The organism is Microbulbifer regidiadema (SeqCode) (assembly GCF_052466995.1).
Genome location: NZ_CP174297.1, coordinates 2,560,200 through 2,573,645, shown reverse-complemented (window position 1 = coordinate 2,573,645; position 13,446 = coordinate 2,560,200). Strand labels below are relative to the sequence as shown.

General features: G+C 49.2%; 6 protein-coding genes. 2 read left to right on the top strand and 4 right to left on the bottom strand.

Translation table 11 applies throughout. The features are described from left to right. Positions 1–57 precede the first annotated feature (57 nt). Positions 58–2,766: a TonB-dependent receptor plug domain-containing protein gene (locus ACJJIK_RS11235; protein WP_444942789.1), complete on the bottom strand. Its 2,709-nt coding sequence runs from the start codon at positions 2,764–2,766 to the stop codon at positions 58–60. Positions 2,767–3,728: 962 nt separating this feature from the next. Between ACJJIK_RS11235 and ACJJIK_RS11230 the strand changes: the two genes are divergently transcribed. Then, a complete protein-coding gene (locus ACJJIK_RS11230) occupies positions 3,729–4,025 on the top strand; it encodes a hypothetical protein (protein WP_444942788.1) in 297 nt (98 codons plus the stop codon). A gap of 119 nt (positions 4,026–4,144) precedes the next feature. Then, a complete protein-coding gene (locus ACJJIK_RS11225) occupies positions 4,145–5,782 on the top strand; it encodes a tetratricopeptide repeat-containing sulfotransferase family protein (protein WP_444932247.1) in 1,638 nt (545 codons plus the stop codon). 307 nt (positions 5,783–6,089) lie between these two features. On the opposite strand, the gene ACJJIK_RS11220 is transcribed toward ACJJIK_RS11225, so the two are convergent. The 3 genes from ACJJIK_RS11220 to ACJJIK_RS11210 form a co-directional block, all read right to left on the bottom strand. Beyond that, positions 6,090–9,065, bottom strand: coding sequence for a TonB-dependent receptor plug domain-containing protein (locus ACJJIK_RS11220; protein WP_444932246.1), 2,976 nt, complete (start codon positions 9,063–9,065; stop codon positions 6,090–6,092). 258 nt (positions 9,066–9,323) lie between these two features. Next, positions 9,324–12,068: a TonB-dependent receptor gene (locus ACJJIK_RS11215; RefSeq protein WP_444942787.1), complete on the bottom strand. Its 2,745-nt coding sequence runs from the start codon at positions 12,066–12,068 to the stop codon at positions 9,324–9,326. Between the two features lie 280 nt (positions 12,069–12,348). Continuing rightward, positions 12,349–13,371 (bottom strand): FecR family protein, encoded by a 1,023-nt coding sequence (locus ACJJIK_RS11210; RefSeq protein ID WP_444942786.1) that lies wholly within the window; start codon positions 13,369–13,371, stop codon positions 12,349–12,351. Positions 13,372–13,446 lie beyond the last annotated feature (75 nt).

Sequence of the window (13,446 nt, the reverse complement as noted above, 5' to 3'; positions counted from 1 at the left end):
CCCACAAAAAAGGGGTGCCCATGGGCACCCCTTTTAGGTTGACTGTAAAAGTCAGACTTAGAACTGGTAGCTTACACCAGCCCAAGCGTAGCGGCCTTGGTAGTCGTAAGTACCGTTCCAGTCACTACCAGATGTAGTAGACGGATCACGATCGGTAACATTGTCGATGCCCGCAGTTAGACGCATAGACTCATTAACATCCCAGCCTGCTTTCAGGTTCAGGTAGGTGTGTGAAGGCATGTCCAGGTAGGGGCTGTGGCCATCGCCGATGTATTGAATATCAGCACCAAAGTCCCAGCTGTCTGCGTACCAGGTTGCACTGGCCAAGCCGCGCCACTTGGTGTACGCCTCGCTACTAGTACCAATGTAGTCTACGTAGTCAGAGGTTTGATCGGTCTGGGAGTTGTACTCTTCATACTCAAGCAGGTGAGTTGCTTGAGCACGCAGAGCCAGTTTACCCGCGTCGTAGTAAAGGTTCTGGACTACGTCGAGATCAATACCGCTGGTATTAATTTCACCGATATTCAACAGGGAGCCTTCCAGGTATTCAATTTGCTCACTGGAACCGCGACTAACCAGTTCACAAGCAGAGCTGATACCTTCACGGTAGCAGTCATCCAGAATCTGCTGGGTATCAGCAGAAGTGATGGCGTCTTTGATTTGGATGTCGAAGTAATCCAGTGTGATGGAGAGGTCTTCGACAAAGCTCGGGGTCCAAACAATACCGGCGGTAAAGCTGGTTGACTCTTCCGGCTGCAGGTCTTCGTTACCACCAATGTTGGTTGGTACCTGGGAGCCTGCCTGGGTGAAGCCTGCGCTTACCATGTCACAGTAGTCGCCTTGGCCATCAGAGTTGTTGCTGCTGGTGTCGCAAGGATCAATTAAGTAGCTGTAGCTTTGTGCTGTACCGCTATAAAGCTCATAGATACCCGGAGCACGGAATGCAGTAGATAGGCTTGTGCGGAAACGGAGGTTTTCGGTTGGCGCATATACCGCACCCAGCTTGTAAGTCGCCTGCCCACCGAATGTGTCGTATTCGGAGTAGCGAACAGCCGCATCTACGGATAGCTCATTTGCGTATTTGATACCGGCCAGGATAGGCAGGTTAAACTCGGCAAATACTTCGGTTACAGCGAAGTCACCAGAGGTTGCATCCTGCTGGTTGCCGAAGGTAGCACCAGACTGAGTTTCTTCACTCGGATTAAACTCACCGGCTTCCTTCCGATACTCAAGGCCAGCAGCAAAACCTAAGGCACCACCTTGGAATTGAACGGGCTCAATATCCCCGGTCAAGCTCGCTCCGATGTTGAGCATATCGTACTCGTTATCTTCGCGATCGGTGTAGCTAATGTAGTCGATGACCTCATCGCTCATACCGCCAAGGAACTGGATGTCCTCATCAGCAATTCCACTTTCTCCATCCAGGATTTCCTGCAGCATCGTTTTGCTGATGGAGTTTCCGGTAGTGTTTTCGCCTTCGTTTTTACCGTAGCTAACGAAAGCATCCCAACCCCAACCATTGGCAAAGTCGCCGCGGAGGCCGCCGAGAACACGATAGGTTTTTGTGGTTTGTTCGTAGTCACGAGTTCCACCAGCAACAGGACGCAGACGGATATCGGACAGGCCGTCTTGCCAGCTATCACCATGAGTTGCTTCTGGGGCAGTAGGTTCGAGATCCTCTGGGCTGCCCTGCGCTTCCCACTCGGCAATGGCGGCATTGTAAGCGGCAAGTTCAATCTGGTAAGAGTCTTCGGCTTCCTGCCACGCTTCAGCTAACTGCTCTTGAACTTCTTCAGAAAGATCGTCCGCTGTGAGATTGAGGCCATTACCCGCGTACATGGGTTGGGCTGCCAGCTGCTGGTTGGTAGTTTTCTGGGTGTAAGAACCCTCACCATAAAACTCTATGTCATCGGTGATGGAGTATGTACCACTACCGGTGAAGCTGGTGCGCTCCATAGAGCCGGAAAGCCACATGTACTGGCCAATGTCATAGCTGGAGTAATCCCCCAGTGTGACACCGTCATCAGCAACGCTAAAGGAGCCGTAGCTGGTAAAGATATTACCGGTGGGAGACATTGAGCTTTGCAGGCCCGCCCAGTCTCGATCGGTATAAGCGATTTCGTCGCGCTGGCTGTGAGTTATATTCGCGATGAACTGGCCTCGGTCTAACTCTTTACCAAAAGTGATAGACAGTTCGCCATTCTCACCGCCACCCGCTTCGGTTGCGCCTGCGCGTGCGTTAATACGCACACCATCGAAAGAGTCTTTCAGAACAACGTTAATTACACCTGCAACGGCATCGGAGCCATATACGGCAGATGCGCCGTCGGTCAGCACTTCAATGCGGTCGATCATATCTACAGGGATATTGTTCATATCAACGGCAGAGCTAACGCCGGAGCTGGAAGATACGAAGCGACGACCGTTAACGAGAACCAGAGTGCGCGCGGACCCCAGGTTGCGAAGGTCTACAAATGAAAGACCAGCACCGCCGTTGTTGTCATTTGCATTGATACCAGTGGTACCCATAGACGGAAGCTGGTTTAGCAGCTCGTCAATAGTGCCGACGCCGGAGCGCTGAATGGCTTCGGAGTCAACCAGGGTAATTGGGCCAGTAGTGGACAGTGGGTCACGAGCAATACGTGAACCGGTCACAATTACTTCTTCTACCTCTGCGCCTACTTCCGTGGACTCCTGGGCAAAGACGCCAGTGCTGGCGAGGGTGCCAAGAGCAGCGATGGCAATGCTCAGTTTGGTCTTGATCATAGTGGAACCTTCTTATACTTAAGGTGCTTATAGTGCTTTATATGCTATGAGTTAAAAGCTGTCGAAGCTGACTTTAATGCATTAAGTGGAAATATGGAACTATTCTGGTGTTTTTATGACCTATTTACCTATCTACGCCAAGTGAGATTGGGTGAAGTTTTTGGGTCTTATTCGATTTTTTTAGGCTAAATGAACCAAAAAACAATTAAAATAAGCTATATTTTTCAGTTTTCTTGGTTGAATTTAGTGGATAATGTTTTTCGCTGGATTGGGCGTCATAAGTTGGGGTTAAGCTAAATGCAGCTAGATTTAGCGGGTAACCCTCCTGTGAGCTGTAGAAAAGTCTGATTTGGCAGGATTTGACTTGGGGCATTAAAGGGGATCTGCTTTTTATTTCGGCAGTCTTGCGGAGTGGGGGCTGAGTATCTCTATTATCTTCTCCTTATCCGTTGTCATTTAAATTCGTCAATTTCTTGTGGTGAAAATTAACCTCGGACTATTTGGAAGTTTTGCTGTTATTAATTAACTATTTCTAACAGGTTGAGCTGGCAAATAGTTTTTTTTGATGGTTGTGCCTTGACGCTTACCATGATTCCTCCTGTTTCTAGGTTGTCGCGATAGTTTGGGTGTTGTAGTGCTCTGGGGGGCGGTGTGTACCACAGGGTGGTCAGATCTAGAGATCTTGATTTATTACAATTTTATTTGTGTAAGTGTTATATGCAGTAGCTTGTAGCCCCCCGGAAAGGGCGTGTTTTAGTTCGTGAAGCTGGTTTAACAACCGCCTTTAGAGGGGGCTTATAACGATAGATTTAAAATTGAATAGCGGTGTACTTCTTGAGCTTCTTATTTGACCACTTTGTCATCGATTTATATTGAAGACTGTACATGCACTGAAGGCTATATCGGTATAGAATCGAAGTTCGAGTCGATACCGTAATGGTTTTTAAACAAGGAGAGAAATAATGGGCTTGAAGGCAGCTTTAGTGGGTATTTGTACGGTTATGCTTATTAGCGCCTGCGCTACTAAACCGGCAGTTGATGAAGCGGATGCGAGAAATGATCTAGCCGCCACTTCAAATGGCAGTACGGACTCATCTGAGAGTCGGTTAGTTTGCAAAGTTCGCTCTATTACAGGTTCTCGTTTTAAAGAGAAGACATGTATGACTGTGGAAGAGTGGAAAGGTGTCGCAGAGGCCTCAAAAAATGTCGTGGATTCCGCTCGCCGCAAGGGCGCGCAGGGAAATCCTGGCGAATATTAACGGTGTTTGCGCGGCCCTTCTTTTGATAGAGGGGTCTACTTTCCTTAATTCTTTTCTTTATTTCTTTCTTTCCAATATTCTATATTTCACTTCACCTAAATATAATATTAGTTGTAAAAATGACAAATCGATCAGACCTCCTAAAGGAATTAAGGCGTGCGCATAAAGCATTTGCGTCATCAAATTTATCTGAGGCAGAAAGTATACTGCTGGCAATGCTTGATTTAGGGGTTGAGCGTGAGTTGATCCTTGTGGAAATTTGTCAGTTTTATATTTCCAGTAAACAGGTAGAAAAGACGGCTCGCTACCTGGAGGAGCTTCTGTCAATTAAGCCATCTAATATGGCATGTGTTCTTAATTTGGCTTCTGGGTGCGTGTCTGCGGGGATGAGTGAGAGCGCGGTGGATATGTACCGATATGCCTTGTCTCTCAATGAAAATCAGCCGAATTGCTTGTTTAACCTAGCTTTGCAATTAAGGAAAATTGGTGAATTTGAGGCATCTGCTGAAGCATATAGAAAAGCAATTGAACTTGAAATTGATGGGCAGGAAGAAGTGTACAATAACCTTGCGTTAGTGTACGTGGATATGAATCGTCCGGATTTGGCTGGCAAGTTTTTTGAGAAATCTCTATCTATAGAACCCAATTATATTCCAGCCCTGTTTAATCTTGCGGGGCTTGCTGAGGAGCGAGGAGATAGAGCTTGCTCAAGAAGATTGTATAGAAAGATACTTTCACTGGATTCAAACTATTACCCCGCCCTCAGCAGGTTAGTATACCAAAGTGATATTGAAAGTGAGGATGATCCAATTATAGGTGAGCTAAAAACTGCTTTGTCATCCGGTATAGATTCCCGATTGGAGCGTGAAGAGCTATTATTTTCTCTCGGGAAGGCTCTCGACGACTGCGCTGAGTATGATGCTGCCTTTGAAGCTTATCATAAGGCTAATGAGGTTGGTCGCTTACGGTTTCGTGCATATCGAAAGGATTTGCAGGAAAAGTATACACAGAATCTTATCTCAATTTTTGACCAAGCGTGGGCTGACAATTTGCCGCAAAGAAGCGGGTTTTCTCCTATATTTATTTGTGGAATGCTGCGTTCTGGCTCGACCTTATTGGAGAGGGTGTTGAGTGGTCACTCCCAGGTGACTGCTGGAGGAGAGCTTGATTTTATTCCGCAACAAGTAAAAAAGTTAGGTGGTGCATATTTCTCGCAATTTAAAAGTGGGGAGTCTGGTTTTTTTGAAGCTACAGCTTTAGCTTATGAAAATCATGTTGCTAAGAAATTTGATGTGAAGGGATTTTTTACCGATAAGCGGCCTGATAATTTCTTACATATAGGTTTTATTAAGAGCCTTTTCCCTCAGGCGAAGATTGTGTGGACGAAAAGAAATTTAATGGATAACTGCCTGTCAGTTTACTTTCAGCAGTTGGGGGCGGGGATGAATTATTCTGTTGATCTTGAATGGATAGGGCATTACTACCGGCAGCAAGAATTGTTGATGGAACACTGGAGGCGCCTGCTCCCCGGGTCTGTGTATTGTGTGGATTACGATAAGTTTGTTTGCTCGCCAAAAGATGAGCTTGAGGAGCTATTGAAGTTTATTGGGCTCGACTGGGAAGATTCTTGTCTTAACTTTTCGGCTAAAAAGGGTGTGGTTAAAACTGCGAGTATTTGGCAGGTTAGGAAGCCTCTTTATAAAGCCTCTTCTGGACGTTATAGAAATTATAAGGACCATCTTTTAGGGCTTCAGTAGGTTGGCTTGGCGAAGGTTTTTCTAATTTTCTGCGCCTTCTTTGTCTTTTTGTTGCTCAAGTTTTTAATTGCTTGCCGATATTTTGGGCAAGGTCGTAGTATCAAGTATTTGTGCTTAAGTAGATTGCCTCAATGGGATATTGATTTTCTATACTCACGTGGTCTGCCTAAGCAATAGGGGGAGGATCGTTGCCCCTTAGCGTTCAGGTGTTCACGGTCTTTCACTTGAGGTGATTGGCTAGATATATAAAAAAGGCGCGACATTTTGTCGCGCCTTTTTAGACTTTCAACTTATAAACAAACAGTGTTTAGAAATCGACAGTCAGGCCCAGGAAGGCGTAGCGACCCAGAGCATCATAGATACCAGGGAATGTATTGCCGTTGCCGTAGATACCAGCGCCGGCATCTGAAGTCAGAGGCGGCTCTTTGTCAAAGACATTGTTGATACCACTGCGGATCGTTACGTTATCAGAGGCCACCCAGGCAGCAGACAGATCAAAATAGTTGATTGCATCAAAGTCTGCATTATTTGAGCCCAGGTCAGTGACGCTACCAATGTGGCGCCAGCTACCATTGATATCCACGTTCCAGGGAGTGGACCAGGTTGCGCGCAAGGTGCTGACAAACTCAGGTGTTGGGGTACCACAGGAGCTGTTCCAGTAACCCGCACACTCTTCGGTCGGCTCACCTTCAAATTCCTGCTGGTCCCACTTGGTGAGGTAGGTGGCGATGAAGTTCATATCTACAGCGCCGTAGCTGCCTACATCAAAGCCGTAGTTGGCATTGATATCAAAGCCTTCGGTTTCGAAGTAGCCGATATTTACGTCAGTAGCGGTAATGGATGCATCGCCAATCCACAGGTTGCCGTTGCTGCCACGGCTGATTGCGCCACAGAACAGCTCTTCACCGGTTTCGATACACTTATCGAGGATAGTTTCTGGCTGGATAGAGGCAATTGCGTCTTCAACAGTAATATTGAAGTAGTCAATGCTGAGGGTCAGTCCGTCAACAAACTCTGGAGAATAAACAAAGCCAAATGAGAGAGTGTCAGAATTTTCTGGGGACAATTCAGGGTTGCCGCCACCAATAAAATTGTACTGGCCGGCAGGTGAATCGATCTCATCGCCGTAAGTTAGCGCAGTAATACCGCTATTCATACACTGTTCTAGGGTGTACTCAGGGCCAATTACAGAGCCATCAGCTGCTGTGCGGGAGCCACATGGGTCGAAGTCCATATCGAACAACTGGATGGATTGTGCGCGATATAGTTCACGGATGTTGGCGTGGCGTACAGCAGACTGGAAGCTGGCACGGACTTTGAGGTCGTCAATGGGCTGCCAGTCAGCGGCAACTTTGTAAGTATTGGTCTGCTCATCAGTTGAGTAGTCGGAGTAGCGATAAGCCAACTCCAGGCCCAGGTATTCAGCACCAGGCATACCGCTGAGAATAGGGACATTCATCTCAGCAAAAATGTCTTTAACGTTGAGAGAGCCATCTACAGGTAGGGTTGGGCCGCCCTGGCCGGCACCTTCACCATTCTGGTAGCCCATGTCCGGTGAATAGTTTAGCTTTTCACGGCGGCTCTCAAGACCCATTACAACGGCAATGCCATTTTCGGCAGTTGGAAGCTTCCAGCCGTAGTCAGTCAGGTCACCAGTTACATAACCAGAAAGAATTTCCTGATCGGTAGTACCACGGGCATACAGAGGAAGAACCAGGTAGTCAATAGCTTCTTGGGTTACGCCATCTGCGGAGAAAATATCCCAAGGCACGCAGTTGGGATCGGATCCATCGATCACAGACTGACAAACAGCGTTGCCATCTTCATCTTCTCGAACATCCAGGGCGCGGCGGATATTGGTTACAGACATATCGTTGTAATAGGTCTGTTCGAGGCTTACCTCGGAGTACTGGTAGTAAACGTCGTAGTTCCAGTTGTCGTTGATATCTCCGCGCAAACCAAATACACCACGGAATGTGGTGTGGCGCATATCATCTTGACGAGGGCCGCCTTCAACATTGCGTCGGCCAATGTAAAGGGCACCTTCGTTTTCGGTGATTGCTCCAGTATCGGTATCGGTATTTACGACGTTTAGGTCACTGATATAGTTATCTTCGGTCAGGCCGTAAACGCCACAGAAAGCTTCAAACTGTTCGTCAGAGAGCAGGGGGTTACCACAGTAAAGATCGCTGGTAACAAAGAAGGCACCGGAGGGGGCAATCTGGGCAACGGTACGGTCATCAGCGTACATCAGTTGGGCATAAGCTTCTGCGTGCTCATTGATTTCATAGTGACCAAAAGCACCCATGGTCCAGCGCTCATCCGGGCGCTGGAAGTAATTCAGCGGGCCGTAGTTATAGGGGCGTGAGTAGTCGACCAGCTCGCCGTTATCCCCGAGGCTGTAATCAAAGCCTTCAGTTGTGTCCCCAGAGTTTGCACCAAAGTCAGTAAAGCGACCCCAGGGCACAGTGGAGGAGCCACCGCAGGAGAAATTGTCAGAGCTGCCGGACAGGCTACAGCCACTGTAATCGCGATCGGACTGAAGAACGGCATCGATTTTACGGTAGTTGGCATAGGCTGTAACGTTACCACGGCCATTGTCCAGGTTTGCACCCATGATCAATGAGAAGTCATTGGTGTCACCGTCGGTTACGCTGCCGTCAGCAACATCGTAGCCGCTGTCTTCTACCAGACGCTGCATGCTGCTATTGTCGTTGTTGTGCTGGTAGACGCTCGTCTGAGTTTCAAAGCGTACACCTTCAAAATCATCCTTCATGATGAAGTTGACAACGCCTGCGATTGCGTCGGAACCGTAGGTCGCAGAAGAGCCGCCAGTCAGTACTTCAACTCGCTCAACGAGTGCACCGGGAATTTGGTTCAGGTCAGCACCGGAGCCGCCAGCAAGGGGAGAGCCAGCAGGCATCCTGCGGCCGTCAATAAGTACCAGGGTGCGCTGAGATCCGAGACCGCGAAGGGAAACAGTTGCGGTACCAGTGGAGCCATTGGCTTGCCCGGCGGTTTGGGTCGCGGCAACTTGTGGCAGGTCGTTGATCAGGTCTTCAACACGAACAACACCGGTTGCTTTAAGGTCTTCAGCGCTAACGGAAGTAACAGGGCTTACACTTATGTCATTAGCGCGCTCGATTCTGGAACCGGTTACTACAACTTCTTCAACCATTTCCGCATCTTGTTGTGCAAAAACAGGAGCAGCAGGAACCATAATTGCGGCAGCGGTGAAGCCTAAGGCCCCTTTTACGGCTGCGGACAGGAGGTTCTTTTTCATTGTCAATCCTCTCTTGATCGTTGGATTTATAGTCTTTTGTCACGTGTGACGATTGCTGAAAGTAGCTACCCCCAAGTGGCTACTTTCCTCCCAACACACTTATTAACGATTGGCGGACAGAACCCCTCAAAAGAATCGTGTTTTTTCTGATACTGCGTAATGACAGGTTTGGTCGATTTGTGCGAATTTACTTTTTGCCCCGATAGCTTTTGTGGTGGATACCCGTGAGGGGGCTGTAGGGTGCAGATTGGAGAGGGGTCAGAGCTTTAGAGAAAAGCTTCCGTAAAAGAATCGGCCGGTGAGGTCGTAGGTCTGATAGTCGTAGTTGTTGCTATCCGCCGTTGAAGCGAAGGGCGGCGAGTGGTTTAGCAGGTTGTTTATGCCAAGTGCGAGGCGAAGTCGACTGCTTGGGGTGAAGGCGAGCCGGACATCATGGGATGACCAGCTGCTGATTTTGCGGTATTGATCGGTACCGTTTTGGTTGATAAAAGTCTCTTTGAGGTCGTCAACGTAATGCACGGTATATGCGGCATTCCATAGCCCCCCTTTTAGGTAGGCCCCGGCATTGGCCTTCCACTTAGGGAGCGAGCCCAGTCCACCGCTGGAAGTGTCGGTAAAGGTTCCAATAAGATCTTCTTCGCTTGATTTGGGTGAGCTCTGGTTGAAATAGCGCAGCATTCTGCTGATATTCAGGGCGAATTGGATCTGCTTATTTTCGTTTATCTGGTAGTTGTAGCGGAAAGCGGTATCGTATCCGCGAATTTTTCTACTGCCCTGATTGGTGCGGGAAGCATAAATTTTAATGATATCCCCGTTTTCATCGCGCACGACCAAGTCAGTATACAGATTGTAGTATGCATTTTGGTCCAGTAAGAATTGGGGGTTGGTGCCGATCACCTGGTCTTCATCGATATCGTAAAGATCAAATTTAGCGGTAAAGTTAGGGGCCTCAATGGGCTCCCATGTTGCTCCGAGCGAGACTGTGCGGGATGTTTCCGGCACTAGGTCCGGATTGCCGCTAAACTCGGTTAAATATTGTATCCGTGAACTATCGGATTGACGCTGGCAGCCGGGAAGGCCGCTGGCATTTGAGCTGGTGCAGGGATCGAATAGGAATTCCTGGGTTTGGTAGCCCTGTTGATTCATATCTGTCAGGGTTGGGGCTCTGAATCCCGTGGTATAGCTGCTTCGCACGAGTAGTGAGGGGGTTGGCTTCCACCTCAGGGCTAGCTTTGGATTGTTAGTATCTCCGAAGTCATCGTAGTGGGAGCTTCTAATCGCGCCATCCAGCCACAGTTTATCTGCAATCAGTGGGATGGATACCTCTGCGAAGGCTTCTTTAATCAGTCGAGCCCCCTCTGTAGAGCCAGGTGCGTGCCCGCCAATAAAGGACAGCCCAGCACAGTCGTTGGAGTGAAGGCTCACTTTCTCCCGTCTGAACTCCATGCCCGCTGCCGCCAGAATATCTCCCGCCGCTATTCTTTTGATGATGCCGTCGGTGATAAATGTGAAAGAGTTCATGCGTGAGTCGCTGGTGGTGATACTTTGACCGCGAATAAACTCCAATTGTTCGGCACTGATACTGCCACTGGGGCCGAGAAGGTTAATTGCTACGCAGGACGTTTCCTTATTGCAGATATCTGGCCCTTTTAGACCTATAGATAACGCAAGGGGGTCTATAACATTGTTGAGAGTTTCCTTCTTATGAGTTTTGTGGAGTGAAGCTCCCAACTCCCATTGCCATTCATCCCAAAAGCCTTTTATGCCGGTATTGAATCGCCAGGTATTTGTGCGGTTGTCTTGTGTCCTTGGGCCAAGCTCAATGATACGCCTGCGCACATCGTAAATTTCCTGGTCAAAGGAATTGTAAATATTGTCGGCTGAGATTGTCAGGTTCCCGTTGTCAAAGCGAGTGAACACGGGGGTGGGGGCGGAAGTTGATTTCCCGCTGGATCGCACTCCCATAAGCTCGGAGTAAGCTTGAGTGCTTTCGCCGATATCCAGATTGCCGGCTATATATATCGAGTCGCTTTGAGTGGGGGTTACTGCCGAGGTGTAGTGGCTGTAATCAAATTTTTCTTCTGGTGACCAGCTTTGGTACATCCCAGGTGAGAGATTAGTTAATACCTTGCTCCCTTCAAGGGCGATAAACCCATCGGGGATGGCCGATGATCGCTGGTCTGTGCCGCCCAGCGCACGACTATCTGCCGACTGCGAGAGATCGCGGTCTCGACTCATCACTTCCCCTTGGCGGTTTTGAGCCAAGTTGAGCATTATATGGGCTCGATCTCCTCTCCAGCCCCAGGTCAAATGGTGGGACTCACTCTGCCGGTCACCTTGCGAGGCCTGCCCGTAGAAACTTTTTAGCGAGAGCCCCTCAAAGTCGGTTTGTAGGATTATGTTTACAACCCCGGCGATAGCATCGGAGCCGTAAACGGCCGAAGCGCCATCCTTTAGTATCTCCACTCTTTCAACCAGGGCTAAGGGAATGGTGTTTAGGTCTGTTGCCTCCCCATTAAACCCATCGCTAATAATTCGTCTCCCGTTGAGGAGAACAAGGGTGCTGTTGGCCGGGAGGCCGCGCAGTGAGACGGTCGCGGTACCATCGCTCTCCTGGCTAACGGAAGTACTGGTGGAGTTGCCTGAGATGGCGGGTAGGAACTTGAGTAAATCGGCGATGGTTTGTGCGCCGGTCATCTCCAGCTGTTCTCGGGAAAGGCGATCAACTGGCAGATACCCACCGGATTGAAAGTGGCGCAAGTGGCTTCCCGTTAGGCTTTGCCCTGTAACGGTTACCTCTTCAGTCTGTGTGATGCCCGCTGTTTCTTGGGGTGGGGTGTCAGATTGAGCTGTTTCAATAACGGCTACAGAGGATGGCCCCACTTTTTTGAAGGATAGCGGTGTGCCTTTGAGTAGCTGCTCCAGCGCGGGCTCAAATTGCCCCTGAGAGGTGCGCAGTCGTTGTTTATCGACTCGAAATCTCGCAGCTGATGAGGCTCTCACTAGCAGTGAGATTTTGCATTGCTGCCCCAAGGATATCAGTGCTTGAGAGAGATTTCCCTTGGGTATTTCGACTCCTGATTCTGGGCACAGGGCAAAGGTAGCGCCAGGGTAGCTGAGCGCTAGCGCAAGGGATAGGGTTATCCAGTGCCTAAGTATCAATGAGGTGCCCATTGTTAGATATGCCGCATATTAAAATGCGGCAACTTAATAGCTTTTCTTAGTTTTGGGGCGGGCTGATTTTGCCTGGCTAGTATGCAACCGCCGTATCGACGGTTATAACCTAGTTGTGTGCGGGAGACAAGATAGTCAGGTTGGAGTCGCTGTGATCCTCGTGTAAATCGAGAGCGGTAGCGATCGCTTTCAAGGTGTTATCTGGGTCGGAGACCTCAAAGGTTCCAGAGACTAATCTGTTCTCGACTTTAGGTGAGGCGGCAGCGGGAACGCTCAAGTAGCGATTTAGCTCGTTTAAAGCATCCTTAAGCGGGGTCTTCTCAAAGACTAGAAGCCCTCGGGTCCAATCGGTAGCTTCCTCTACTGAGGTTTGGCCGATTGGGCTCAGACCCCGGTCGGATACGCTGACTTTTTCATTCTTAACCAGTTGCACTGACTCTGGCTGTAGACCGGGAGCGCTATCGGCCTCACTAACCGAAACTGTACCCTCGGTCACGGACACCTTTGTGCTCTTGGGGTTGAGCTCAACGTTAAACTCGGTACCCAGAACGCGGATGTTGGCGCTGCCTGCCGCAACAGTAAAGGGGCGAGAGGTCTGTCTTGCCACTTCGAAGAAAGCTTCTCCTCGCACTAACTCTGTGCGGCGCTCATTGCGGTTGTAGATTACCCGCAGCTCGCTATTTGAGTTCAGTTTTACTTCTGAGCCGTCGGGTAGGTTTATAGTTTGTACCTGCCCGCGCTCGGTGGCGTACAGCTGAGGATTAAACTTATCGCCAGTGCCCTGATAACCAACCCAGAGGGCAACTATTGCTCCGCAGGCTGCCAGCCCTCCACCCATAAGCCACTGTGGCAGGGCCCATTGCTTTGGGCTCTTCTCCTCTGTGGGGCGGTTTTGTTGGGCCGGGATGCTCTCTGGGAATAAGGTGTCAACCGGTAGGTGGGATAGAGCGCCCAGGTCACCCCAGAGTTCAGTTATCTCAGCAAAGGCTTGCTGGTTTTCCTCTTGGGCAATCCACTGGCTGAACTGGCGGCGGTCACTAGAGCTGATTGAGTCGGAGCGTAAACGAGCAACCCAGGCGCAAGCCTGATCCAGGCTATCTTCGCTTACTGCTTGCTTGGGGTTGGTCTTCATGGTTGCTCTAGCACCTAGGGTTATAAAAATCTTACTTAGTACTGTGACACTAAAAGTGGCATATTACTCAAAACT

Excerpts from the sequence above, each read along its gene's own strand:
- ACJJIK_RS11235 (WP_444942789.1), bottom strand. The coding sequence starts at position 2,766 with ATGATCAAGACCAAACTGAGCATTGCCATCGCTGCTCTTGGCACCCTC.
- ACJJIK_RS11230 (WP_444942788.1), top strand. The coding sequence starts at position 3,729 with ATGGGCTTGAAGGCAGCTTTAGTGGGTATTTGTACGGTTATGCTTATT.
- ACJJIK_RS11225 (WP_444932247.1), top strand. The coding sequence starts at position 4,145 with ATGACAAATCGATCAGACCTCCTAAAGGAATTAAGGCGTGCGCATAAA.
- ACJJIK_RS11220 (WP_444932246.1), bottom strand. The coding sequence starts at position 9,065 with ATGAAAAAGAACCTCCTGTCCGCAGCCGTAAAAGGGGCCTTAGGCTTC.
- ACJJIK_RS11210 (WP_444942786.1), bottom strand. The coding sequence starts at position 13,371 with ATGAAGACCAACCCCAAGCAAGCAGTAAGCGAAGATAGCCTGGATCAG.